The 26142-nt window shown below is 59.5% G+C and carries 22 protein-coding genes; 14 read left to right on the forward strand and 8 right to left on the reverse strand.

Annotation, left to right across the window (positions count from 1 at the left end; all coding sequences use genetic code 11):
* Positions 1–12 precede the first annotated feature (12 nt).
* Positions 13–660 carry a 2,3-diphosphoglycerate-dependent phosphoglycerate mutase GpmB gene (gpmB, locus tag OK409_RS11420; RefSeq protein WP_010253664.1) on the reverse strand — a complete coding sequence of 216 codons (648 nt, stop codon included), beginning with the start codon at positions 658–660 and terminating at the stop codon, positions 13–15.
* 206 nt (positions 661–866) lie between these two features.
* Between gpmB and yjjX the strand changes: the two genes are divergently transcribed.
* On the forward strand, positions 867–1385 hold the full coding sequence (gene yjjX / locus OK409_RS11425) for an inosine/xanthosine triphosphatase (RefSeq protein ID WP_010253660.1): 519 nt from the start codon (positions 867–869) through the stop codon (positions 1383–1385).
* Here yjjX and trpR read toward each other — a convergent pair whose 3' ends face one another.
* Positions 1386–1703, reverse strand: coding sequence for a trp operon repressor (trpR, locus tag OK409_RS11430; RefSeq protein ID WP_010671698.1), 318 nt, complete (start codon positions 1701–1703; stop codon positions 1386–1388).
* 45 nt (positions 1704–1748) lie between these two features.
* Positions 1749–3668, reverse strand: coding sequence for a murein transglycosylase (sltY, locus tag OK409_RS11435; RefSeq protein ID WP_033756501.1), 1920 nt, complete (start codon positions 3666–3668; stop codon positions 1749–1751).
* 269 nt (positions 3669–3937) lie between these two features.
* Between sltY and atzF the strand changes: the two genes are divergently transcribed.
* From atzF to urtE, 8 genes are all read left to right on the forward strand, one after another.
* Positions 3938–5734: an allophanate hydrolase gene (atzF, locus tag OK409_RS11440; RefSeq protein ID WP_264367069.1), complete on the forward strand. Its 1797-nt coding sequence runs from the start codon at positions 3938–3940 to the stop codon at positions 5732–5734.
* Positions 5735–5736: 2 nt separating this feature from the next.
* Complete coding sequence (gene uca, locus OK409_RS11445; protein WP_264367070.1) at positions 5737–9354, forward strand: urea carboxylase; 3618 nt, start codon at positions 5737–5739, stop codon at positions 9352–9354.
* A gap of 9 nt (positions 9355–9363) precedes the next feature.
* Positions 9364–10065, forward strand: coding sequence for a GntR family transcriptional regulator (locus tag OK409_RS11450; protein WP_010253646.1), 702 nt, complete (start codon positions 9364–9366; stop codon positions 10063–10065).
* A gap of 28 nt (positions 10066–10093) precedes the next feature.
* Entirely contained in the window at positions 10094–11362 is a 1269-nt protein-coding gene (gene urtA, locus OK409_RS11455; RefSeq protein ID WP_033756912.1) for an urea ABC transporter substrate-binding protein, read from the forward strand.
* A 92-nt stretch (positions 11363–11454) separates the two neighbouring features.
* Positions 11455–13020 (forward strand): urea ABC transporter permease subunit UrtB, encoded by a 1566-nt coding sequence (gene urtB, locus OK409_RS11460; protein ID WP_182504655.1) that lies wholly within the window; start codon positions 11455–11457, stop codon positions 13018–13020.
* Entirely contained in the window at positions 13020–14093 is a 1074-nt protein-coding gene (urtC, locus tag OK409_RS11465) for an urea ABC transporter permease subunit UrtC (protein ID WP_010671704.1), read from the forward strand. Before urtB ends, urtC begins: the two co-directional genes overlap by 1 nt.
* Positions 14090–14881, forward strand: coding sequence for an urea ABC transporter ATP-binding protein UrtD (urtD, locus tag OK409_RS11470; RefSeq protein ID WP_010671705.1), 792 nt, complete (start codon positions 14090–14092; stop codon positions 14879–14881). Before urtC ends, urtD begins: the two co-directional genes overlap by 4 nt.
* 1 nt (position 14882) lies before the next feature.
* Positions 14883–15581: an urea ABC transporter ATP-binding subunit UrtE gene (gene urtE / locus OK409_RS11475; protein WP_264367071.1), complete on the forward strand. Its 699-nt coding sequence runs from the start codon at positions 14883–14885 to the stop codon at positions 15579–15581.
* A 7-nt stretch (positions 15582–15588) separates the two neighbouring features.
* On the opposite strand, the gene OK409_RS11480 is transcribed toward urtE, so the two are convergent.
* Genes OK409_RS11480 through rbsK form a run of 3 tightly spaced genes read right to left on the reverse strand, consistent with a single transcriptional unit; the run spans position 15589 to position 18851 of the window.
* Positions 15589–16602 (reverse strand): aldose 1-epimerase family protein, encoded by a 1014-nt coding sequence (locus OK409_RS11480; RefSeq protein WP_062759467.1) that lies wholly within the window; start codon positions 16600–16602, stop codon positions 15589–15591.
* Entirely contained in the window at positions 16599–17924 is a 1326-nt protein-coding gene (gene fucP / locus OK409_RS11485) for an L-fucose:H+ symporter permease (RefSeq protein ID WP_122459301.1), read from the reverse strand. Before fucP ends, OK409_RS11480 begins: the two co-directional genes overlap by 4 nt.
* 9 nt (positions 17925–17933) lie before the next feature.
* Positions 17934–18851, reverse strand: coding sequence for a ribokinase (gene rbsK, locus OK409_RS11490; protein ID WP_033787409.1), 918 nt, complete (start codon positions 18849–18851; stop codon positions 17934–17936).
* A 392-nt stretch (positions 18852–19243) separates the two neighbouring features.
* Between rbsK and deoR the strand changes: the two genes are divergently transcribed.
* The 4 genes from deoR (at position 19244) to OK409_RS11510 (ending at position 22710) form a co-directional block, all read left to right on the forward strand.
* On the forward strand, positions 19244–20008 hold the full coding sequence (deoR, locus tag OK409_RS11495; protein WP_010253621.1) for a DNA-binding transcriptional repressor DeoR: 765 nt from the start codon (positions 19244–19246) through the stop codon (positions 20006–20008).
* A gap of 190 nt (positions 20009–20198) precedes the next feature.
* Positions 20199–21866 carry an energy-dependent translational throttle protein EttA gene (ettA, locus tag OK409_RS11500; RefSeq protein ID WP_264367072.1) on the forward strand — a complete coding sequence of 556 codons (1668 nt, stop codon included), beginning with the start codon at positions 20199–20201 and terminating at the stop codon, positions 21864–21866.
* Between the two features lie 64 nt (positions 21867–21930).
* Positions 21931–22095, forward strand: coding sequence for a YhfG family protein (locus OK409_RS11505; RefSeq protein WP_109652447.1), 165 nt, complete (start codon positions 21931–21933; stop codon positions 22093–22095).
* Between the two features lie 12 nt (positions 22096–22107).
* Complete coding sequence (locus OK409_RS11510) at positions 22108–22710, forward strand: putative adenosine monophosphate-protein transferase Fic (RefSeq protein ID WP_264367073.1); 603 nt, start codon at positions 22108–22110, stop codon at positions 22708–22710.
* Here the strand turns inward: OK409_RS11510 and OK409_RS11515 are convergent.
* On the reverse strand, positions 22691–23587 hold the full coding sequence (locus OK409_RS11515; RefSeq protein WP_264367074.1) for a LysR family transcriptional regulator: 897 nt from the start codon (positions 23585–23587) through the stop codon (positions 22691–22693). The genes OK409_RS11510 and OK409_RS11515 overlap by 20 nt on opposite strands.
* Positions 23588–23791: 204 nt before the next feature.
* On the opposite strand from OK409_RS11515, the gene OK409_RS11520 reads away from it, so the two are divergent.
* Positions 23792–24793, forward strand: a complete 1002-nt coding sequence (locus OK409_RS11520; RefSeq protein WP_045140797.1) for a zinc-binding alcohol dehydrogenase family protein — start codon at positions 23792–23794, stop codon at positions 24791–24793.
* Between the two features lie 45 nt (positions 24794–24838).
* Here OK409_RS11520 and nadR read toward each other — a convergent pair whose 3' ends face one another.
* A complete protein-coding gene (gene nadR, locus OK409_RS11525; protein WP_010253612.1) occupies positions 24839–26080 on the reverse strand; it encodes a multifunctional transcriptional regulator/nicotinamide-nucleotide adenylyltransferase/ribosylnicotinamide kinase NadR in 1242 nt (413 codons plus the stop codon).
* Positions 26081–26142: the final 62 nt, after the last annotated feature.

Genomic DNA, 26142 nt, shown 5'->3' on the forward strand with positions numbered 1-26142 from the left:
GCCTTAAGTAAATCAGCGTTGAAGCTCGTCGAGTGCAGGCGCATCCAGATGGGAAATATCCCCCGCCGTCTCGACAATCCAGCCTTCTGCCAGCCAGGCGCTCTGCTGATAATCAACACGTGAGAGTGAGCAGTTACGCAGACGCAGACGACGTTCCGCATAGGCGGGCAGACCGAGGATCGTGCTAACCAGCGCCCCCAGCGCCATACCGTGACTGACGAGCAGTGGACGGCTTCCGGCTGGAAGATCAAGACAGGCATTCAGCGCGGCGTGCATGCGCGTCGCCATCTCAGTCATCGACTCCCCTTCAGGAATACGGCCCCCTTCGGTACCGTTGACCAGCGTGGCGCGCCACTGCTCTTCTTCCGCGGTTAAGCCATCCAGCGGACGCTTCTCCAGCACCCCCATATTCAGCTCACGCAACCGCGGATCAAGCGTGACTGAGCAACCGCAGGCATCCGCAATAATCTCCGCGGTGCGGCGCGTACGCCCCAGATCGCTGGCAATAATGTGCGTAATGCCCAGATGTTTCACGCGCTCACCCACCTGCCAGGCTTGCTGCTCACCTTTTTCCGTCAGCGGACTGTCGGACTGACCCTGAATGCGACGCTCCGCATTCCATACCGTTTCACCGTGACGAACAAGATAGACCTGTAGCATGTTAGTTTCCGTTATACTGCGACAAAAATCGCTTTAGAGCTTACCCCATCAGGCGTCATTGTTGCAGTCAGTCTGCACACGGAGAGCGCGAAACAACCGGCGCGTACGGAAAGTACGTGAGGATTGTGAGCACTGCCCGGGTTCAGAATGACAAATCAAACAGCCCGATGGGCCAGGCGCTTAATCACCTGAGGGTTCAACCAATTATGTACCATGTTGTCGCAGCCACCACCAATCCAGCGAAAATTCATGCGATTGCTCAGGCATTCAACGACGTTTTCGGCGAGGGATCCTGCCATATTGAAGGGGTCGAGGTCGATAGCGGCGTAGCAGCACAACCGTTAACCCATCTCGAAACGCGAACTGGCGCACGTCAGCGCGTGATGAATGCCCGGCAGGTCCGGCCAGAAGCGGCGTTCTGGGTAGCGATTGAGGCGGGCATTGAAGATGACAGCGCGTTTGCCTGGATGGTGGTAGAAAATCAGAAGCAGCGCGGCGAATCGCGCTCGGCCAGTTTCACCCTGCCGCCGGTGGTGCTGGCGGGTCTGCGTGAAGGCCGGGAGCTGGGTGAAGAGATGGCTCGGTTAACCGGCATCGAAAATATCAAACACCAGGGTGGCGCTATCGGGGCGTTCACAAACGGCCTGCTCAGCCGCTCCAGTGTCTATCATCAGGCACTGATTCTGGCGCTCTGCCCGTTCATCCATCCGCTTTACCAGCAGTGATCAGGCGCGTCCCAGACGCGCTTCCAGCCAGCGTTTCAGCTCCGGCGGCGCCTCTTTCAGGCTGTTCGAGCCACGGGTAATGGTCGCAATGCCAACGCCGAGCTCATTTTTCAGTTCGCGCTGGCTCATCTCGCCGTTCATTAACTCTTCGATAATCCGCAGACGGGTGCCGAACGCTTCCCGCTCGTCGGGCGTCATCATCAGTTGCATCAGTGGCAGCGCATGACCATCAGCAAAGGCCTGCTGCATCAGCACGACAAAGCGCTGCCAGCTATCTTGTGCCGGATGCGCATCGGTGGGGGAATCAGAATGGGTCATGAAGAGGCTTCCGTACTCGCTAAAGAGTACGGAAGCTTAGCACAGCTAGTAACGGCGATTCCACTCAGCATCTGACAGGATCTTGTCAGGCTTGCCCATGAAGTGACGATAGTAGGCGTCGTACGCCAGCACATTCTTCACATAGCCACGCGTTTCAGAGAACGGGATGGTCTCGATAAACGCGACGGCATCAAGATTGCCTGCACTGGTTTTCTGCCAGCTTCGCACCCGGCCCGGCCCGGCATTGTAGGCCGCCGAGGCGAAAATCCGGTTCTGATTGAACTGCTGATAGACATATTCCAGATACTGGGTGCCGATCTGAATATTGGTTTCCGGATCGAGCAGCTGGCTGGTGTTGCTGTAGCCAGGGATGTTGTACATCTTCACGGTATGCGCCGCCGTGGCAGGCATAATCTGCATCAGACCGCTGGCGCCGACCGGTGAACGCGCTTTCGGATTCCAGGCGCTCTCCTGACGCGAAATCGCCATCGCATAGCTCGGCGGGATCTGCTTCACCGCGGTGTTGCGCTCATAGACGCTCTGCCACGCCAGCGGGAAACGCTCTTTCAGGCTGTCCCACATTTTGGCCGTGATGGTCGCCTGCACGCTGAGATCCCACCAGTCCTGCTCATTGGCGTAGCGCGCCAGCATCTGCTGCTGCGTGTGCGTGCGGCTGCCGATCAGATTGCTCCACTCGCTGCGCGCCAGGTTATCCAGACCCCAGTACATCAGCTCGCGAACGCGGGCCAGCTCCGGTCCCTGCACCGTGGCACTGTCAGGCTTCGGCGCTTCATCCACCTGCAACGGGTAGTCAACGCCCAGCCGCTGTGCGGCCACCATTGGATAGAAGCCACGCGCCTGCATCAGTTTGCGCAGGATCTCTTCCGCTTCCTCTTTGCGATCTTTCTCAAACAGCAGATCGGCCTGCCAGTACTGCCATTCATCTTTCTCTTTGGCTTCCAGCGGCAGACGGGCGATCCAGGTGTTAAGGCCGCGTCGGTCATGCTGAGAGAGTGCCAGTCGTACCCGGCGTTCTACCAGCGCGGTAGACTCGCTGTTCATCACCACCGCATCGCGCCAGCGTGCCTGCTCAGAGGTGAGATCGCTGCCCATCATGCGCCAGACCACAATCTCCTTCAGCGCCTGCTCATCCTCCGGCCCCATCTTCTGCGCCCGGACCAGGATCGGAATCAGGCTGCGGGCATTTTCCATGTCCTGCCGCGCCACACGCGTAAAGGCGTAAATCGTCGCCTGGCGGGTAAAGTCGGTTGGCCCGACGGCGCTGGCGAAGGTACTGACCGTTAACGGGTCCTGCTGCAGGGCCTGTATCGCGTCAGACATGGTCTGATAGTCAGTTGGCAACGTTTTCGCCAGATAGCTCACCAGGCTGTCGTTGCCTGCTTTCATCGCCAGCCGGATACGCTCCAGGATCGTAATTGGCGAAATCTGACCGGACGCCTGCCAGACCGAAAAGAGCTTATCGCAGTCCGCGGGCAGCGCCGTGCCACGCAGCCAGATCTGCTTCGCGCCGTCAAACGCGGCCTGCTGCTGACCGGTGGCCCATTTGGCGTAATACCAGTTACAGCGTGCCTGCACCGGCTTAGGTTCGGTCGGACTGAAGTTCAGCACACCCTGCCAGTCCTGTCGGTAAGCCAGCACATTAATAAAGCGGGTGCTGAGCGAACGCGCGGGTGGCAACGTAGGATACTGGCGAATAAAGTTCTGTACCGCCAGGGTGGTCTCCTGATCGAGATCCTGTGCCAGCAGGCGATATTGCAGATAAGGATAGAGCGGATAATCCTGTAGCGTGGGCAACAGCTGATCCACGGTGGCCATCTGATTGCTGTCCCAGGCCTGTTTAATTTGTTGATAACGTTGCCGTTGTTGATCAAGCGAATCGGCCCATGCGCTGCTGGCCGTGCCGGCCATGCAGATCCCTATTATCCAGTTACGCCACTTCACCACGTAAATCTCCTCTGTTGCTGGGGCCGGCGAGTTGCCAGACAGTCTTCATGCTAACCAGGCCACCGGACTCTTGCCATGTTCTTCACAAAATTTACGCACACGAAAGGTAAACGCACCGTCATCGCTCAGCGTGCGCGCCGTAATTGTGCAAATTATCATCAGAAAATCTTATCACTGCACGCATTAAACTGTTGAATCATTGCGTTAAAAAAGTGGCACAGCCTTTGCTCTGTTGAATTCCATCTTGTATACCAGCTGGAATTCTTCGTATGACTTCAACCTTTGGCCTGACGCTTCACGCCTGGCAGCAGCGCTATCAGCAGGCGCCGCAACAGATTACTTCGCTGCTGAGCGCCCACCTGGCGGCTCTCGACACGCACGATAATGCCTGGATCTATCTGGCGACACCGGAGCAGTTAGCGGCTCAGATTGAGCCACTGCTGGCGCACTATCAGCGCGATCCCGGATCGCTGCCGCTGTTTGGTGTTCCCTTCGCCGTCAAAGACAACATTGATGTGGCGGGCTGGCCGACCAGCGCCGCCTGCCCCGCCTTTACCTATACCGCCAGCGAAGACGCGGTAGCGGTCGCCCGGCTGAAAGCCGCCGGCGCGATAGTCATCGGCAAAACCAACCTCGATCAGTTCGCTACCGGCCTGGTGGGCACCCGCTCCCCGTTTGGCGCGGTCAGTAACACCTTTGATGCCGATTACGTCAGTGGCGGCTCCAGCTCCGGCTCCGCGTCGGTGCTGGCGCGCGGGCTGGTCGCCTTTTCACTGGGCACCGATACTGCGGGATCGGGCCGCGTTCCGGCGGGCTTTAACAATATTGTCGGACTAAAACCGACCAAGGGCTGGTTCTCTGCACGCGGCGTGGTGCCCGCCTGCCGCCTCAACGACACGATTTCCGTGTTTGCGCTGACGGCAGAAGATGCCTTTAGCGTCGCCAGCGTCATGGGTGGCTATGATGCCGGTGACGCCTATTCGCGCATTAATCCGCGCACCGCCCCGGCCAGCCTGCCCGTCCATCCCCATTTTGCTGTACCTTTGAACCCGGAGTTTTTTGATGATGCCGCCGCAGAAGCCGCCTGGGACCAGGCGCTGGAGGCGTTGCAGGCGGGTGGCGTGACGCTGCACCCCATCGACTTCACCCCGTTCCGGAAGCTGGCTGAACAGCTTTACTACGGTGCCTGGGTCGCCGAACGCACGGCGGCGGTGGGCGGGATGCTCGATCGCCCGGCGGAGATGGATCCGGTGGTACACGAGATTATTGCCAGCGGCCTGAAATACAGCGCAGTCGATGCCTATAAGGCGGAGTATCTGCGGGCCGAACTGACGCGTCAGATTCAGCAGACGCTGGCACAGTTTGACGCGCTGGTGGTGCCGACCTCGCCCACGATTCATACCCTGGAGGAGATGAAGCAGGAGCCGATTCACTACAACTCGCAGTTTGGCACCTATACCAACTTTACCAACCTTGCCGACCTCGCCGCGCTGGCGCTGCCCGCACCGTTCCGCAATGACGATCTCCCGGCAGGCATCACGCTGATTGCGCCCGCCTGGCACGATCGGGCGCTGGCTGAGTTTGGCATTCGCTGGCAGCAGCAGCTTGCTCTGCCGCTGGGCGCGACCGGCCAGCCCTGCCCTGCCTGGCGCACCAGCCTGCCCGCCTCCGCCGACCATGTCCGGCTGGCGGTAGTGGGCGCACATCTCACCGGAATGCCGCTTAATTTCCAGCTCACCGATCGCCATGCCGTCTGGGTGGAAGAGACGAAGACCGCGCCACACTATCGCCTGTTTGCCCTGCTGGAGGGCGCGATCAAAAAACCCGGCCTGATGCGTGACGAACAGGGCGCCGCTATCACCGTGGAGCTGTGGGATATCCCGCTGGCGCGCTTTGGTGAGTTTGTGGCCGAGATTCCCGCACCGCTGGGCATCGGCAGTCTGACGCTGGCGGATGGGCGGATGGTGAAAGGCTTTATCTGCGAAGGCGCGGCGCTGAACAACGCGCTGGAGATTACTGAGACGGGCGGCTGGCGCAACTGGCTGGCATCACAGGGGAGTCACTGATCATGTTCACCACCGTACTGATTGCCAATCGCGGCGAAATCGCCTGCCGCGCCATTCGGACGCTGAAGCGCCTTGGCGTCAAAAGTGTCGCGGTCTATTCAGATACTGACCGCAACGCGCAGCACGTTAAGCAGGCGGATATCGCTATCGCGCTGGGCGGCGATAAAGCCAGCGACAGCTATCTGCGCATCGACAAAATTCTGGCGGCGGCTCAGCAGAGCGGCGCCCAGGCTATCTGGCCGGGCTACGGTTTTCTTTCAGAAAGCCAGCCGTTTGCCGAAGCCTGTGAAGCGGCAGGGATCGCCTTTGTCGGCCCCACCGCGCAGCAGATTGGTGAGTTCGGCCTTAAGCACCGTGCCCGTGAGCTGGCAGCCAGTGCAGGTGTACCAATGACGCCCGGCACACCGCTGCTTGCGTCGCTGGAGGAGGCGATACAGGCGGCCGATAAGATCGGCTATCCGGTGATGCTGAAAAGCACGGCGGGCGGCGGCGGTATTGGCCTGACGCGCTGCGCCGACGCCGCAGCGCTCGCCAGCGCCTGGGAGAGCGTACGCCGTCTTGGCGAGCAGTTCTTCAGTGATGCGGGCGTGTTTCTGGAGCGCTGCATCGATCGCGCCCGCCACGTAGAAGTGCAGATTTTTGGTGACGGTAACGGCACTGTGGTCGCACTGGGTGAACGCGACTGCTCACTGCAGCGCCGCAATCAAAAGGTGGTGGAAGAGACGCCCGCGCCCGGTCTTTCTCCGGCGACGCGTGATGCCCTGCTCGCCTCGGCGGTGCGGCTCGGCGAGCGGGTAAACTACCGCAGCGCAGGCACCGTGGAGTATATCTACGACGTCGATCAGCAGGCCTTTTACTTTCTGGAAGTAAACACCCGCCTGCAGGTGGAGCATCCGGTCACTGAGTGCGTCACCGGACTCGATCTGGTGGAGTGCATGTTGCAGGTGGCGGCGGGCGATGCGGTTGACTGGTCACGTCTGCAGCAGGCGCCGCAGGGCGCCGCCATTGAAGTGCGGCTCTATGCGGAAGATCCACTGAAGAACTTTCAGCCCAGCCCCGGCCTGCTAACCGGCGTAACTTTCCCTGACGGCGTGCGGGTCGACAGCGGCATTGAAACCGGCAGCGAGGTCTCCAGCTTCTACGATCCGATGATCGCCAAACTGATCGTGCATGCCGACACCCGCGATGCGGCGCTGGAAAAACTTCGCCATGCGCTGGATGCCACTCAGCTGCACAGCATCGCCACCAACCTCGACTATCTGCGCCAGATTACCGCCAGCGACGCGTTTCGCAGCGGCAACGTCTGGACGCGCTACCTCGACAGCGTGGTGCCTGCCTCCTCCGTGGTGGAAGTGCTGCAACCTGGTACCTTCAGTTCGGTTCAGGACTATCCAGGCCGCCTCGGCTACTGGGATATCGGCGTGCCGCCTTCCGGCCCGATGGATGACTTCGCTTTCCGGCTGGCTAACCGCATCGTCGGTAATCATGACGCGGCGGCGGGGCTGGAATTTACCCTGCAGGGGCCGACGCTGCGTTTCCACTGTGATGCCATCGTGGCGCTGACCGGTGCTGACTGCGACGCCACGCTGGAGGGCGAACCGGTCAGCACCTGGCAGCCGCTGGCGGTGAAAGCGGGAGAGACTCTGGCGCTGGGACGCGCCCGGACGGGCTGCCGCAGCTATCTGGCCGTACGTAACGGCTTCGACGTGCCGGAGTATCTGGGCAGCCGCAGCACCTTTTCGCTGGGCCAGTTTGGCGGTCACGCCGGACGCACCCTGCGGGTTGCCGATATGCTGGCGATCTCCCAGCCTGATCGGGCAGCCTGCACCACGCCTGCCCCGGTCAGCGATCCGCAGCCGCTCGATGCGGCGCTGATTCCGCACTACGGCAGTGAGTGGCGCATCGGCGTGCTCTACGGCCCGCACGGCGCACCGGACTTCTTCACCCAGGCCGCCATCGATGCGTTCTTTGCCAGTGACTGGCAGGTGCACTACAACTCCAACCGCCTCGGCGTGCGGCTGGTCGGCCCGAAACCGACCTGGACCCGCGCCAACGGCGGCGAAGCGGGCCTGCATCCCTCCAACGTTCACGACTGTGAATATGCCATTGGCGCGGTCAATTTCACCGGCGACTTCCCGGTGATCCTGACGCACGACGGCCCGAGTCTCGGCGGCTTTGTCTGTCCGGTGACCATCGCCAAAGCCGAGCTGTGGAAAGTAGGCCAGGTTAAACCTGGCGACACCATCCGCTTCCACCCCATCACCGCAGACGATGCGCTGGCGCGGGAAAAAGCGCAGATGCATCTGATTGAGACATTGCGCCCTGAGCATCCGCCCACGTTTGCCGTGCCGTCACTGGCCGAAACCGCCCACGGCTCCGCCACGATTCTGGCCGCTCTGGAGGCCACGACCAGCACGCCGAAAGTGGTCTATCGCCAGGCGGGCGACAAATATGTACTGATTGAGTATGGCGACAATGTACTGGATCTGGCGCTGCGTCTGCGTGTCCATCTGCTGATGAATGCGCTGACGGCGCAGGCGGAGCCTGGCGTAGAGGAGCTGTCGCCTGGCGTGCGTTCGCTGCAGGTGCGCTACGACAGCCGCATCATTCACCAGTCCGGGCTGATGTCGCTGCTGCTGGCGCTGGAAGCGACGCTGGGCGACGTCAGCACGCTGAAAGTGCCCTCCCGCGTGGTGTGGATGCCGATGGCATTTGAAGACAGCGCCACGCTGGGTGCCGTCAGCCGCTATCAGGAGACGGTGCGCGCCAGCGCCCCCTGGCTGCCCAACAACGTGGACTTTATCCAGCGGATTAATGGCTTAAGCAGCCGCGATGAGGTACGCGACACTCTGTTCGACGCCAGCTATCTGGTGCTGGGGCTGGGCGACGTCTACCTTGGCGCGCCCTGTGCCGTTCCGATCGATCCACGCCATCGCCTGCTGAGTTCCAAATACAGTCCGGCGCGCACTTTCACCGCCGAAGGCACCGTAGGGATCGGCGGCATGTACATGTGCATCTACGGCATGGATTCGCCCGGCGGCTATCAGCTGGTGGGCCGCACGCTGCCCATCTGGAACACCTTCCTGAAAAATCCGCAGTTCGCTACCGATGCGCCGTGGCTGCTGCGCTTCTTCGATCAGGTGCGCTTCTATCCGGTGAGTGAAACCGAACTGACCCAGCTGCGCGAAGATTTCCGCGAAGGCCGCGCCAGCCTGCGTATTGAAGAGACGCAGTTTGATTTTGCCGCCCACCAGCAGTTCCTCGCCGACCACGCCGCTGAAATTGCAGCGTTCCGCCAGCGCCAGGCCGCCGCCTTTGAACAGGAAGTGCAGCTATGGGCGCAGGAAGAGCAGAACGCGCCGCCGGAGGATGAAACGCGCGCCAGCGTCAGCGAAGAGGAGGAAAACGGGCTACCGGTGCAGGCGGATCTCAATGGCAACATCTGGAAAGTGCTGGTGCAGCCGGGCGACGAGGTCAGCGCCGGGCAGACGCTGATTATCGTAGAGGCGATGAAGATGGAGCTGGCGATTGTCGCCCCGCAGGCCGGTCGTGTGACGCGGATTGCCTGCCAGGCGGGCCGTCCGGTCAGTCCTGGCGATAACCTGCTGTGGCTGGAATAAGGAGCGGTAATGACAACGCAACCCCACTCCCCTAAAGCCCGCCCGGAAGCGCTGGCGGAACGGGTTTATCAGGCGCTGAAGGACGATATCTTCGCCTTTCGCCTGATGCCCGGCGATCGCTTCAGCGAAAGCGAAATCGCCGGACGGATGGCGGTCAGCCGCACCCCGGTCCGTCAGGCGCTGTTCCGGCTGGAACGCGAAGGCTTTGTCGACGTCTGGTTTCGCAGCGGCTGGCAGATTAAGAACTTCGATTTCGCCTGGTTCGAATCGCTGTATGACCTGCGCACCGTGCTGGAGTGCGAGGCGGTCAAACGCCTCTGCGCCCTGCCCGCGCCGCAGTGTGCCGCGCTGTTAAACGAACTGAACCAGTTCTGGTGCGAGGCGGAGGCGCTTACAGAGGGCCTGGTAGTGTCGCAGCATGACGAAGCGTTTCACATGACGCTGGTGGCGGCAGCGGGTAACCCGGAGATGGCACGCATTCACGCCGAACTCACCGAGAAGATCCGCATTATCCGCCGGCTCGACTTCACTCGTGACGATCGCATCTGTGCCACTTATCAGGAACATGCACAGATTTTACAGGCGATTTTTCAGCAGCAGACCGCCGGGGCGCAACGCATCCTGACCGATCACATCGCCGTGAGTAAGGCGGAGGTCAGAAAGATCACGCTGCACCGCCTTCAGCAGGCCCGGCTCCAGCTCACCGAATAACACAACAACTACTCAGGGGTTTCAGATGATGAAAAGACGTTCGTTGATCAAGGCTTTCGCCCTCTCCGCCACCGTTGTCAGCATGGGGTTCGCCTGGAGTGTGCAGGCGGCTGACACCATCAAAGTGGGGATCATGCATTCGCTCTCCGGCACCATGGCGATTTCGGAAACGCCGCTGAAGGATGTGGCGCTGATGACCATCGATGAGATCAACGCCAAAGGAGGCGTGCTGGGGAAAAAGCTGGAGCCGGTGGTGGTCGATCCCGCCTCTAACTGGCCGCTGTTTGCCGAGAAGGCGCGGCAGCTGCTGACTCAGGATAAGGCGGCGGTGGTGTTTGGCTGCTGGACCTCGGTGTCGCGCAAATCGGTGCTGCCGGTGTTTGAAGAGCTGAACGGCCTGCTGTTCTATCCGGTGCAGTATGAAGGGGAAGAGATGTCACCCAACGTCTTCTACACCGGCGCTGCGCCTAACCAGCAGGCGATTCCGGCCGTGGAGTATCTGATGAGCGAAGATGGCGGCAGCGCGAAACGCTTCTTCCTGCTTGGCACCGACTATGTCTATCCGCGCACCACCAACAAGATCCTGCGCGCCTTCCTGCACAGCAAAGGCGTGGCGGATAAAGATATCGAAGAGGTCTACACGCCGTTTGGTTACAGCGACTACCAGACCATTGTCTCCAACATCAAAAAGTTTGCGGCTGGCGGCAAAACGGCAGTGGTTTCCACGATCAACGGCGACTCCAACGTGCCGTTCTACAAAGAGCTGGCGAACCAGGGGATCAAAGCCACTGACATTCCGGTGGTCGCTTTCTCGGTGGGCGAAGAGGAGCTGCGCGGCATCGACACCAAACCGCTGGTGGGTCAGTTAGCCGCCTGGAACTATTTCGAGTCTATCGATAATCCGACCAACGCGAAGTTTGTCGCCGACTACCGCGCATATGCCAAAGCACATAACCTGCCGAACGCCGCCACCGTCGTCACCAACGACCCGATGGAAGCGACCTATGTTGGCATTCATATGTGGGCGCAGGCGGTGGAAAAAGCGGGCACCACGGATGTGGACAAAGTGCGGGCGGCGATGGCCGGTCAGACCTTTAAAGCGCCGGATGGCTTTACCCTGACCATGGATCAGACCAACCATCATCTGCATAAGCCGGTCATGATTGGCGAAGTGGAAGAGAACGGCCAGTTCAGCGTGGTGTGGCAGACCGATCAGCCGGTACGCGCGCAGCCGTGGAGCCCGTACATTGCCGGTAACGACAAAAAGCCCGACCACCCGGTGAAGACCGCGCAGTAATCGCGGGTGGCTGATAGATACGCAGCGTTACCCGCTGTGAAGCGGCAGCACGGCACCCCGCCGTGCTGCCCTCCCCTGACGAGGCTCCTTTTATGAATCTATGTCGCTGCTTTTTCAGCCTGCTGCTGCTGATGCCGCTGTTGGCCAGTGCCGGACCGGCGGCTGACTTTGCCGCCGCCAGCCGCAGTCAGCAGGCCACGCTGCTGCAACAGTGGGCCGCCGCACCGGACAGCCATCGCCTGCCGCTGCTGGAAGCGCTGCATGCCGAAACGGTGGTCATCGACCAGAATAAACAGCCGTTCAGCCAGCAGGGATCCACGCTGCAGCCGCTGGATGCGGTGGCGCAGCCCACGGGAAACCTGAAAAAGCTGTTTATGAACAATCGCCTGCGCGTGCTGGTTAACAACGCGCTGGCCGCCCACCAGCTGGTGAGCACTGATACGGCCCTGCGTCTGCGCGCAGCGCAGCAGCTGCAAAGTGAGGGCGTTGCTGACCAGTTGCCGCTGCTGGAGCAGCGTTTTGCCGCCGAGCAGGACAGCCGGGTTCATGCCGCACTGGCACTGGCGCTGGCGAACCTGCAACTGGCGGATGGCGAGCCGATGGTGCGCCTGCGGGCGGTGAAACTGCTGGGTGAGTCCAGCGATCCCAATACGCAGGCCAGCCTGCAACGCCTGACCCAGCCCGCGAATGAGCCGGACGCCACGGTGCGGTCGGCCGCGGCGGAAAGTCTGCAACAGATTCAGAAACGGCTGATGTGGGGCGATCTGCTGGGGCAGGCCTTTAGCGGCCTGTCGCTGGGTTCCATACTGCTGCTGGCCGCGCTGGGTCTGGCGATCACCTATGGCCTGCTCGGGGTGATCAACATGGCGCACGGTGAAATGCTGATGCTCGGTGCTTACGCCACCTGGTGGGTACAGAGCCTGTTTCAGCAGTTTGCGCCGCACTATTTAGCCTGGTATCCGCTGCTGGCGCTGCCGGTCGCCTTTCTGGTCACCGCCGCCATCGGCATGGCGCTGGAACGCACGGTGATCCGCCATCTCTATGGCCGTCCGCTGGAGACGCTGCTCGCCACCTGGGGGATCAGCCTGATGCTTATCCAGCTGGTGCGGGTGCTGTTCGGGGCGCAAAACCTGGAGGTGGCGAATCCGGCGTGGCTTTCGGGTGGCTTGCAGCTGCTGCCCAATCTGGTGCTGCCGTGGAACCGCATCGCGGTGATCCTGTTTGTGGTGTTTGTGCTGGCGCTCACCTGGCTGCTGCTGAACCGGACCCGCCTTGGCATGAACGTGCGCGCCGTGACCCAGAACCGCGCCATGGCGGATTGCTGCGGCGTGCCGACCGGCCGCGTCGATATGCTGGCGTTTGGGCTCGGCTCGGGCATTGCCGGGCTGGGCGGCGTGGCGCTGTCGCAGCTCGGTAACGTCGGACCGGAGCTGGGCCAGGGCTACATTATCGACTCGTTCCTGGTAGTGGTGCTGGGTGGCGTCGGTCAGCTGGCGGGCACCGTGGTTGCCGCGTTCAGCCTGGGCATTCTCAACAAAGTGCTGGAGCCGCAGATTGGCGCCGTGCTGGGCAAGATCCTGATTCTGGTGATTATCGTGCTGTTTATTCAGAAACGTCCGCAGGGGCTGTTTGCGGTAAAAGGAAGGGTGACTGACTGATGACGCAACCCATCACGCTTCGCGTGGCGCGCACCGCGCCGCGCCTGACCATCAGCATTGGCCTGGCAATTACCGTGGCGCTCCTGGTGATGCCGTTTCTGGCCCTGCTGCCCGCTACGCATCCGCTGGCGATCTCCACCTATACCCTGACGCTGGTCGGCAAAATCCTCTGCTACGCGGTGGTCGCGGTGGCGCTGGATCTGGTGTGGGGCTACGCCGGACTGCTGTCGCTGGGCCACGGCCTCTTTTTCGCCCTGGGTGGATACGCCATGGGCATGTATCTGATGCGCCAGGCCGCAGGCGAGGGTTTACCCGCCTTTATGTCCTTTCTCTCCTGGCGGGAACTGCCCTGGTTCTGGACCGGCACCGACTATTTCGCCTGGGCGCTCTGCCTGAGCATGCTGGTGCCGGGCCTGCTGGCGCTGATTTTTGGCTTCTTCGCCTTTCGCTCGAAGATTAAAGGCGTCTACTTCTCCATCATGACCCAGGCGCTGACCTACGCCGGGATGCTGCTGTTCTTCCGCAACGAAACCGGTTTTGGCGGCAACAATGGCTTTACCGGCTTTACCACCCTGCTCGGCTTTTCGGTGACGGCAACCCCCACCCGTATCGGGCTGTTTATCGCCACGGTGCTGCTGCTGCTGCTGAGCCTGGCGATCGGCTTCGCCCTGGCGCGCAGCAAATTTGGCCGGGTGCTGACTGCGGTGCGGGATGCGGAGAACCGCCTGATGTTCTGTGGTTACGACCCGCGCGGTTTCAAGCTTTTTGTCTGGACGCTCTCCGCCGTGCTGTGCGGCCTGGCCGGGGCGCTCTATGTGCCGCAGGTCGGCATTATCAATCCGGGTGAGATGTCACCGGCCAATTCGATTGAAGCGGCGATCTGGGTGGCGCTGGGCGGACGCGGCACGCTGATAGGCCCGCTGCTGGGTGCCGCGATTGTTAACGGCGCACGCAGCTTCTTCACCGTCGCCTTCCCCGAATACTGGCTCTTTTTCCTGGGGCTGATGTTTATCCTGGTCACGCTGTTTCTGCCGCACGGCGTGATTGGCCTGCTGCGCCGGAGGAAAAAATGAGTGATGCCCTGTTTACCCAAACTCAACTGGCGGATCGCCATCGGGTGCAGCGCGATCCGGTGCTGCAACTGGAGAAGATCAGCGTGTCGTTTGAAGGCTTCCGGGCGCTGACCGATCTTTCGCTGCAGATCGGCGTCGGGGAACTGCGCTGCGTGATCGGCCCCAACGGTGCGGGCAAAACCACACTGATGGATGTGATCACCGGCAAAACCCGGCCCGATGCCGGCCGGGTGATCTACGACCAGGACAGCGATCTGACCCGTCTCTCGCCGGTGGAGATCGCCCGCGCCGGGATCGGCCGCAAGTTCCAGAAGCCCACGGTGTTTGAGGCGTTAACCGTGTTCGAAAATCTGGAGATCGCGCTTAAAGCCGATAAATCGGTCTGGGCCAGTCTGCGCGCCCGCCTCAGCGGCGAACAGCGTGACCGCATTGATGAGGTGCTGAAACTGCTGCGGCTGGGCGGCGAACGCCAGCGTCGCGCGGGCCTGCTGTCGCATGGCCAGAAGCAGTTTCTGGAGATCGGCATGCTGCTGGTGCAGGAGCCGCATCTGCTGCTGCTGGATGAACCGGCCGCGGGCATGACCGATGCCGAAACGGACTACACCGCCGAGCTGTTCCGCAGCCTGGCGGGCAAGCATTCGCTGATGGTGGTGGAGCATGACATGGGCTTTGTCGAAACCATTGCCGACCACGTGACGGTGCTGCATCAGGGTCAGGTGCTGGCCGAGGGTTCGCTGCGCGACGTGCAGGCCAACGAGCAGGTTATCGACGTTTATCTGGGGCGCTGAAATGTTACAGGTTACTGAACTGAATCAATATTATGGCGGCAGTCATATTCTGCGCGGCCTGTCGTTTGAGGTAAAGATTGGCGAAATTACCTGTCTGCTGGGGCGCAATGGCGTGGGGAAGACCACGCTGCTGAAATGCCTGATGGGGCTGATCCCGGCGAAATCGGGCGAGATTCACTGGCAGCAGCAGCGCATTAATGGCCGCAAGCCGCACCAGCGGGTGCAGGCTGGCATCGCCTGGGTGCCCCAGGGGCGGGAAATCTTTCCGCGTCTGACGGTGGAAGAGAATCTGCTGATGGGGCTGTCACGCTTTCCGGCTGCGCAGGCGCGTGAAGTGCCGGAGGAGATCTACCAGCTCTTTCCGGTGCTGCTGGCGATGAAGTCACGCCGGGGCGGCGACCTCTCTGGCGGTCAGCAGCAGCAGCTGGCAATTGGCCGGGCGCTGGCCTGTCGGCCCCAGCTGTTGATCCTTGATGAGCCGACCGAAGGGATCCAGCCTTCGGTGATCAAAGAGATCGGCGCGGTGATCCGCCAGCTGGCGCAACGGGGAGATATGGCGATCCTGCTGGTGGAGCAGTTTTATGATTTCGCGGCGGAGCTGGCGGACAGCTATCTGGTGATGTCGCGCGGAGAAATTGTGCAGCGTGGCCGCGGCGACACCATGGAAGCAGAGGGTGTGCGCGGCCTGGTGGCAATTTAAACCCGGCTCAGAGTAAGCCGGTCTCGACAGAAAAGTGGCGCTGTTCACCGTGCGCCAGGATGATCAGCGTGCCAGCCTGCTGCGCGGCAAGAAAGCCCTCTGGCCGGCAGGTGGCGGGCAGAATATAGGCCGCCACCTGCTGATCGTGGTTGTGCAGCAGCCAGCGAGTGGCGTGCGGGAACTGTGCGGTAGAGAAGCGCGTCATCAGCGCATAGCCCTGCGGCGAATGCAGCTCAAACTGCACCTCATCGCCATACTGCGGCAGATCGTCCGCGAAGAAGACGATCTCCGGATCGCAAAGCTGCGGCTGATCGAGCTGCTGTAACGCCTGCGGATCGCGCGCCAGCCGATCGGTGTAATCCCCCCAGGCGGGCGTCGGTCGCAGATGCGCCGGGATCGAGCGACGCAGCTGGAATGCCTGTTCGGGGATCGACTGCCGGAAGCGGCCCTGATCGATCCACGCGCTGTTAAGGTGACACATATACTGCAACGGCATCGGCGCGCCAGCCAGATTAGTGACGGTCATTTCAATCGTCAGCCGGGGCTGATCGGCCGGAATGCGGACGGCGGGTGCGGCCAGGTAGTGATGGCCGAAGCCTTTGACATATTCACACTCCCCTTCCAGCGACAGCGTCTGATCCTCCAGCACCAGCCAGGCGCTGTCCATGCGGGCGCAGGCCATCTCACCGTGCAGCGGATGATCGTCCTCTGGTGAGGGACAGCCGTTGGCCAGCAGTCCCGAATGAAACGCGAAACAGCCATAGGTGTCGATGATCGAATTTGCGGGCAGTGGCTGCTTAAAGCTGTGGCCCATGGTCAGGTTATGATCGTCGAACTCTGCGTCCCAGATCATCTGCCCGAGAAACGGCAGCACGGTCACGCTGCCGCGTCGGTTATGAATGCGCACCGCCTCAATGCCCGCCGGATAACGAAACAGCTCAACCCGGAAATCATCGCTCTCCAGCAGCACCCAGGGTGTGGTGTGAAACTGTTCACGCGCTAAGGGTAAACGGGTTTTCATGGTAACTCCTCCGCCAGACGACCGGTCGCAACCGGCTGTTTTTTATGGCGCAGTTCGCCATAGAAGTAGAATCCGACCCAGGCGAAACAGAGCAGCGAGACGCCAAATGCCAGCTGCATAGAACCCAGTGAGTCCGAAACCAGGCCCTGCAGCGCCGGGACAAAGGCCGCACCGACAATCGCCATCACGATAAACGCGCCCGCGACTTCGGTGTATTTGTTATCGACCGTCGCCAGCGTTCCCGCGTAGATCGTCGCCCAGCAGGGACCAAACAGCACGCTGACAAAGACGGCAGCGTAGACGGCGGTAAAGTTCGGCACCAGCATCACATAAGCCAGCGTCAGCACGCCCAGCACCGAATAGGCAATCAGCACCTTCTCTGCGCGGAAACGGGTCATCAGGAAGTTCGCCACGAACTTGCCGATAAAGAAGCAGATGAAGCTGTAGATCATAAAGTTCGAGGCGTGACGTTCATTAGTCGCCCCCAGCGTCAGCGCCAGACGAATGGTAAACGACCAGACGGCCACCTGCATGCCGACATAGAGGAACTGGGTCACAATTCCGCGTTTAAAGTGTCGGTTGCCAGCCAGATAGCGGAAAGTCTCGCCCAGCGAGGGGCGCGACATCTCGCTGCTTTCGGGTTTACAGCGCGGATAGCGGGTGAACATAAACAGCAGCATCACCACCACCAGCACCATCACCAGATATTTGTAGGGCTCCAGCGTGTGTTCCAGCATCGTCAGGCGGAACGCATGCGCCTGCTCTGCCGTCATGGTCGCCATCTGACTCTCCAGGCTGTCGCCATCCTGGAACACCAGATATTTGCCCAGCACGATCCCCATCAGCGCACCGATCGGATAGAAGGTCTGGCTGACGTTGAGGCGCAGCGTGGCGTGATCACGATGGCCAATCATCGAGCTGTAGGTGTTGGCGGCGGTTTCCAGGAAACTCAGGCCGATGGCGATGGCAAATATCGCCGCCAGGAACATGGTGTAAGTCGCCATGTGCGAGGCGGGATAGAAGGCGATACAGCCGGCAATGTAGAGCGCCAGGCCGATCATGATCGCCATCTTATAACTGGTCTTGCGGATCACCAGCGACGCGGGGATCGCAATCAGAAAATAGCCGCCATAAAAGGCACTCTGCACCAGTGCACTGGCAAAGTCGCTCAGGGCAAATACGCTTTTAAACTGGGTGATCAGGATATCGTTAAGACTCGCCGCACAGCCCCAGAGCGGAAAGAGGCACGACAGCAGAATGAACTGGAACAGCGGCGTTTTATTCAGATAGCCATCAGATTGCTGAACAATTTTCTGGTGCATGGCAGAACCTCAGTTACGGTTGAGAAAACGCTGGAAACTCTCTGCGTCGGGATAGGCGCGCTGGGTGCCGCGCCCGGTGACGCTGCAGGCGGCATAGGCAGACGCCTGGGTCATGGCGGCTGCCACATCGCCGGTTTCCACCAGCAGATACGCAAAGCAGCCGATAAAGGCATCGCCCGCGCCGCTGGTGTCGACCGCCTGAACCGGTGTGGCATCCACGCGATGGATCTCGTCGCCGCTCATCCAGACCGATCCCCGGCTGCCCAGGGTGATGATCAGATTTTTAAGGCCGCGTTTCAGCAGCGACTGTCCGGCGAGGATCACCTCTTCATCGCTGCTGACCGGCAGGCCGGTGAGGATCTCCAGCTCGGTTTCGTTGGGCATAAAGAAGTCGCATTTGCAGGCGTAATCAATATCAAGCGTGGCGACGGCCGGAGCCGGATTAAGGATCACTGTGATCTGATGCTGGCGGGCAAAATCGATGGCGTAATAGACCGTCTCCAGCGGGATCTCCAGCTGCAGGATGATCAGCTGGCAGGCTTTCAGCGCCTCAGCCGCGTCGTCGATATCGGCCGGTTTCAGCTGCTGGTTAGCACCTTTGATAATCAGAATGCGGTTCTGCGACTGGTCATCGACAAAAATCGGTGCCACGCCGCTGGAGGTGCCCGGTGCGGTGGTGACGAAGCGCGTGTCCACGCCCTGCTGTTGAAGATTTGCAACGGTGTTCGGAGCAAAGAGATCGTCACCGACCTTGCTGACCATCATCACGTTGCCGCCCATTTTTGCCGCCGCGACCGCCTGGTTGGCCCCTTTACCGCCGCAGCCAATGGCAAAGTCGGGCGCTTCAAGGGTTTCGCCCGCTTTCGGCAGGCTGTTGGTATAGGTAATCAGATCGACCATGTTTGAGCCGATGACCGCAATTGTCATGACCTTTTCTCCCGGATGTTTTTTAAACTTAAAATGTTATTAAAGTAACAATAACAATTCTTAAAGGTTAAATATGTGACAAAAACCACATCCTGACACGGTGGTGATGGGCGAACAACGGCATGCAATGGGATTTTCAGTGTTATTATTATAACAATCTAACATCATTGAACGCGGATGGTGAAAGCCACAACCGCTCGCGGTGATGTGCCGATATCACCACGCGCTGACAGCACGGCGGAGGTTTGCGGCCCTCACGGAATGCGGGTAAGATTGACTGCCAGCCTGGCGGATGAGACGCAACTCATTCAAATCTGTGAGGTTTGTAGCGTATTGACGTCGATCCCGGCGTCTTTCCTCCGCACTGCAGGATAGGGAACAGAGAGATGACCATGGAAACCCGGCGCGACGAACGCATTCACAAGCTGACGCAGGCGCTGAAACGCACCGACAAACTGCATCTGAAAGATGCGGCCCAGCTGCTCGGCGTCTCAGAGATGACGGTTCGCCGCGATTTAACCGAGCCGGGCTCCAGCGTGGTCCTGCTGGGCGGCTATATCGTCAGCGATCCGAAAAGTCATGCCAGCCACTATTTTGTCAGCGATCAGCATGGCCAGAATGCCGCCAGAAAGCAGCGACTGGCACAGGCGGCCGCCAGCCTGATCAACGAGAACGATACGGTCTTTTTTGACTGCGGCACCACCCTGCCCTACATCGTGGATGCGATTCCCGACACTCTGTCGTTTACCGCCATCTGCTGCGCCATGAATACCTTTCTGACCCTGAAAGAGAAACCGGCCTGTAACGTGATTCTCAGCGGCGGTGAATTTCATGCCGACAACGCGCTGTTTACGCCGATTGGCGTGCATACCATCCTTGACGATCTCTGCCCGACGCTGGCCTTTATCTCTGCGGCGGGCATCGATAAAGATCAGGGCGCAACCTGCTACAACACCAATGAGCTGATGATGAAACATCACGCCATGCTGCGCGCCCGAAAGTCGGTGCTGGTGGCTGACAGCAGTAAATATGGCAAGGTGCTGCCTGCCCGCATCGCCGAGCTGCAGCGCTTTGATCTGCTGGTGAGTGACAGCGCGCCCGATCAGGCGTTGCAAAACTGGCTGGCCCAGCAGGCGATCCCGCTGCGTCTGCCCTGATGCCTCTTTCTGACATCCTCTCCTGACTCTGTCAGCGATTGAGTGTGGAAATCAGTCAGTTATGCCTGGATCGCCCGGCATCGGCTCCGCCACGCTAATATTCGCCGCCCCCCGGCTGGGATTAAACGGTGAAAAAGGCTAAACTTCGACATCATTCAAACGACCAACAGACCCAGAGGCTCAAACCAACGTGGCTCAATTCGTCTATAGCATGCATCGCGTCGGCAAAGTGGTTCCGCCGAAGCGACATATCCTGAAAAACATCTCGCTCAGCTTCTTCCCTGGCGCAAAAATTGGCGTACTCGGCCTGAACGGCGCGGGTAAATCTACCCTGCTGCGCATCATGGCCGGCATCGATAAAGATATCGAAGGGGAAGCGCGTCCGCAGCCAGGCCTCAAGATTGGCTACCTGCCGCAGGAACCGCAGCTTAACCTTGAACACACCGTGCGTGAGTCGGTAGAAGAAGCGCTGTCAGAAGTCGTTGGCGCACTGAAGCGTATCGACGAAGTCTATGCGCTCTATGCTGAAGAAGGTGCAGACTTCGACAAACTGGCCGCTGAACAGGGCCGTCTGGAAGAGATCATCCAGGCTCACGATGGTCACAACCTGAATACCCAGCTGGAACGTGCTGCCGATGCGCTGCGCCTGCCTGACTGGGATGCGAAAATCGCCACCCTTTCCGGTGGTGAACGTCGTCGCGTCGCCCTCTGCCGCCTGCTGCTGGAAAAACCAGACATGCTGCTGCTGGACGAACCGACGAACCACCTGGACGCCGAATCTGTCGCCTGGCTGGAGCGCTTCCTGCACGACTTCGAAGGCACCGTCGTCGCGATTACGCATGACCGTTACTTCCTGGATAACGTTGCAGGCTGGATTCTGGAACTTGACCGCGGCGAAGGGATTCCGTGGGAAGGTAACTACTCCTCCTGGCTGGAGCAGAAAGATGCGCGTCTGGCGCAGGAAGCCTCCTCTGAAGCCGCTCGTCGCAAGTCGATTGAGAAAGAGCTGGAGTGGGTGCGCAAAGGGCCAAAAGGCCAGCAGTCTAAAGGCAAAGCCCGTCTGGCACGCTTTGAAGAGCTGAACAACACCGACTACCAGAAGCGTAACGAAACCAACGAACTGTTCATTCCGCCAGGTGCCCGTCTGGGTGACAAAGTGCTGGAAGTCAGCAATCTGCGTAAGTCTTATGGCGACCGTGTGCTGATTGACGATCTCTCGTTCTCGGTACCGAAAGGTGCGATTGTCGGGATTATCGGTCCGAACGGCGCGGGTAAATCAACGCTGTTCCGCATGATGTCTGGTCAGGAACAACCTGATTCCGGTGAGATTGTACTGGGTGAAACCGTCAAGCTGGCCTCTGTGGATCAGTTCCGCGACAGCATGGATAACGCCAAAACCGTGTGGGAAGAGGTTTCCGGCGGTCAGGACATCATGCGCATCGGTAACACCGAGATGCCAAGCCGCGCCTATGTCGGCCGCTTTAACTTTAAAGGCGTCGATCAGGGCAAACGCGTAGGCGAACTGTCGGGTGGTGAGCGTGGTCGTCTGCACCTCGCGAAGCTGCTGCAGGTTGGCGGCAACATGCTGCTGCTCGATGAGCCAACCAACGACTTGGACATTGAAACCCTGCGCGCGCTGGAAAACGCCCTGCTGGAGTTCCCGGGTTGTGCCATGGTGATCTCGCATGACCGCTGGTTCCTGGACCGTATCGCCACACACATTCTGGATTATCAGGATGAGGGCAACATCGAATTCTTCGAAGGTAACTTTACCGAATATGAAGAGTACAAGAAGCGTACCCTCGGCGCCGAAGCGCTGGAGCCGAAGCGCATCAAGTACAAGCGTATGACGAAGTAACGATGTCAGGGGGAGGCTCAGGCCTCCTCCTGCTTCACCAGTGACGTTTTAAGGGCTGAACGCAATGAAGAAAAAAGCTGAGCGGCCAGTGGCTAAAAAAGCTGAAGCGATTTATGAAGCCACTAAAGTCGCAAACTTTGCCGCAAGTTCCCTGCTGGAGGGGATACGTATTTCAGCAGATGCTGAATTATCGACCCTGGAACAGGTTCGACGCCGCTATAAGCAGTAACAGGAAGCCAACGTGAATCGTTATCTTGTCTGGCGAGATCACTACTGTTATCCCGATTCCGATGTGCTGATCAATCGCTATAATATCCGCGAACAAACCCTGCTGGATCAGGCTGAGCGTGATGTTACCGCACTGACCATTCACACCATTAAGCTCTCTCATCCTCCTTTTACCCTTCAGTCACTGTGTCACATTCATTACTGCCTGTTTAACGAGCTTTATAGCTGGGCGGGGCAGATACGCGATATCTCTATCAGCAAAGGAGAGACCCGCTTTTGCCAGCCCGCTTTTATTCTGCGTGAAGCGGAGAAATTATGTGCAAAACTGGCGTGCGAAAGATGGCTTGAGCAGACTGACCATGAAGCTTTTTGTCATCAGGTTGCCTGGTATTACTGCGAGTTCAATATCCTGCATCCCTTTCGGGAAGGAAACGGTCGGGCATTACGCATTCTGTTCGAGCATATCATTCTTCACGCAGGCTATCAGGTGAACTGGGAAGGCGTGAGCCCCAGCGACTGGTTAGCGGCAAATATCGCGGGTTACCAGAGTGGCCCGGAAAAAATGGCGGCACTGTTCCTGCGCCACATTGTACCGGTCAGCGATAAAACTCCCTGAACACCGGTGACTGCAGCGCGAATTCAATAAACCGCGCCAGCGCAGGTGAATTCAGTTTACGGCCCGGATAGACCAGCCACAGCTCATTCCCCTCGATTTCCCATTCCGGCAATACCGGCACCAGCCGGGGATCCGCCATCGCCCCGTCGATCAGAAAGTGCGGCAGCAGCGTAATGCCCGCATCGCCCAGCGCAGATTCGCGCGCATAGAGTAAATTATCCGTGAGATGGCCTGGCGGCAGCAGCCAGCGGTAGAACTCGTCATCGCGCTGCAACACCCATTCATTCCAGGCGCGATGCGCTATACAGCGGTGGGCCGACAACTGCTGTGGATGAACCAGCGGCGGATGCTGATCAAGATAGCGCTGTGAAGCGACCAGCAGTCGCGGGCAGTTGCCTATCCGGCGGCCAATCAGCGAGGACTCCTGCGGCTGACCGGTGCGCAGCGCCACATCAAAGCCCTCCTGCACCAGATCACGCATCTCATCGGAGATCGAGACATCCAGCATCACATCGGGATAGAGACGTAAAAACGCCGCGTTACAGCGCGCCAGCAGCGTGGCACCAATCCCCGCCGGGCTGGTGATACGCAGACGCCCGCTGGGATTTTCACGCAGGCTGGCGATCGCCTGATCGGCGCGTTCACTGGCCTGCATCATCTCCTGGCAATGCAGCAGATAGCGCTCACCGGCAAAGGTCAGATTGAGCTGGCGGGTGGTGCGGTTCAGCAACCGAATTCCCAGCCGCTGCTCCAGCTGGCTGATGCGCTGACTGACGCTCGATTTTGGCAGCCCTGCACGTTCTGCCGCGCCGGTAAAGCTGCCGCACTCCGCCACCAGCGCAAACAGTGCCATATCCTGCCACTGACGAAATGCCATTGTTCACCTCAGACGAACACTCTATGAAAGATTGTCCATCTTATCACTGCTAAAATCAGGTTCTACACTTAAAGCCTGTTCCGAATCATCAGCCAGTCTGCCACAGACAGCGTGGCACAGCCCCTGCGGAGTGTGAGCACTCTTCAGGGCCAGAATGGCAACCACCAGATCCAGGCTTCCAGCCTGACTAAACAGGAAAAATGTATGTCTATTCGCGCTATCGCAATTAATCCGGAAAGTCCTGAAAACTTCACTGAAATTTTCCCTGAAACCCCAGCGCCAGGGGAGTATGACCTGCGGGTCGAAGTCAAAGCCGCGTCGGTCAACCCGGTCGATACCAAGGTTCACAAAGGGGCGAAGAAGAACGGATTAGAGCAGCCACGCATCCTCGGCTGGGATGCCAGCGGTGTGGTGCTGGAAGTGGGCAGCAAAGTCAGCAACTTTAAGCCAGGCGATAAAGTTTTTTATGCGGGTGACCTGACCCGTCCTGGCAGTAACAGCACCGAGCAGCTGGTTGACTCACGCATCACCGGTCACAAGCCAGAGAGCCTGGACTGGGCGCAGTCCGCCGCGATCCCGCTGACGGCCCTGACCGCCTGGGAAGGACTGTTTGAGCGACTGAACCTTGAGTCAGCAACGGAAGATCAGACGCTGCTGATCGTGGGCGGCGCAGGCGGCGTCGGATCGCTGGCGATCCCGCTGGCGAAACTGCGCAGCAAGGTGAAGATCATTGCCACCGCTTCGCGTGAAGATTCCGCGCAGTGGTGCCGCGATCGCGGCGCCGATCTGGTGATCAACTACAAAGATATGATTGGTGAGCTGGAAAAACAGGGCATTAAACAGGTCGATTATATCTTCTGCCTGAATGATACCGACGGTCACTGGGAGACCATGGCAAAGCTGATCGCCCCGCAGGGCCATATCTGCACCATCGTGGAAAACGAACATCCGCTGTCGATGGATCAGCTGAAGCTGAAGAGTGCTGCCCTGCATTTCGAGCTGATGTACACCCGCAGCATGTTTAACACGCCGGATATGGCGCGTCAGGGTGAGATTCTGGATGCCGTCTCGGCGTTGCTGGATGAAGGTAAGCTGCAAACCACACTGAGCGAGACGCTGCACGGCTTAAGCGTTGAGACCTTAACTGCTGCCCATCAGCGCGTGCTGGAAGGCCACATGCGCGGCAAAGTAGTGATGGTGTATTAATGCGCTGACCCGGCTGCCCTGCGGCAGACCGGGTCACAGCATGCGTTACGGCTGGGCGTTTTTCTCGCCCAGCATCGCTTTCACCAGTTCAATGCAGCGCAGGAACCGGGTGTCATAATCATCTTCCTGCACGTGCAGGAATTCGATGTTGTTTTCCCGCAGCATCGTCACCAGCATCGACTGAAACTCGCGTCGATCCACGGAACTGCCCAGGCTGCGCAAGCCATCCGCAACCCAGGGCACGTTGTTCTCCAGCAGAATCACCAGATCAAAGCGATATTCATCGATCAGTGCCTGCACAAACGGATGTTCACGCCCCTCATACTTCAGACAAAACGCCTGCGTGGTGACAAAGTCGGTGTCGATAAACGCCACTTTATTGGCGTATTTAACCGCGAAATCGATGTACTGCGCCTGGCCCAGCGCGATCTTGTCGTAATCTGAATATTGCAGCGCCATTTCATCACCGCCCAGGTGGGAGAAGACATAGTCGCGGCCATATTCCCAGGCACTGGTGGTATTGAAGATGTTGGCGAGTTTATTCACCAGCGTCGATTTACCGCTCGACTCCCCGCCGAGGATCGCCACGGTGCGCACAAAGAAAGGTTTCACTTCGGTCGGGATATAATCCCAGAAGCGGAACGGATCCTGACGGATCTGCGCGCCGCTGATGCTCATAAAGGATCGGCTGGGATCGACCAGTACGGTCTGAATGCCAAGATGCTGTTGATACATCTCCGCATCGGGCGCTTCGCTGGTGTAGATGCAATCCGGCGCAATACCATGCTCGCTGAGAAACGCGCTGACGCCCTTACTCCAGACATCCCAGCCGTGCGGATAGGGCTCAATCCCCTCCTCATCAAAGGCGTGAATGCGGATATTTTTCTGATACTTAAAGGTCTGCAACAGCCAGCGCAGGCGATCGCTGACCGTGGGCTGTTGTGACATCGCGCTGTTCTCAAACAGTTCGCGGTCACGTGGCTCGTCGTAGCCCATAATGATATGCAGCTCATCGACCTGGCTACAGGCGCGCTGAATCAGATAGATATGGCCGGTGTGCAGCGGATAGAATTTACCAAACACCACGCCGACCGTTTTATCGCGGCGCGGAAACTCCAGACCCAGAAAACGGTGCAGCGCCTCCAGCTTTTGCGCGCTGGGACTTTTGATTTTGGCATTGAGCAACTGGCTCAGATAGCCTTTGGTCATGCCGCTGGCATCAGCGACCTGTTGCAGCGTGTGACCCTGCTGGCGAATGGCCGTTTTCAGATAATCAAACGACGACATGTCGTGCCTCCTGCATCAATGCGGTTAAGGTGGGAGCGGCCTGCCAGCGGCTTTTCGCTGGC

Origin of the sequence: Pantoea sp. RG18, assembly GCF_025910075.1 — a bacterium.
Taxonomy (GTDB): domain Bacteria; phylum Pseudomonadota; class Gammaproteobacteria; order Enterobacterales; family Enterobacteriaceae; genus Pantoea; species Pantoea agglomerans.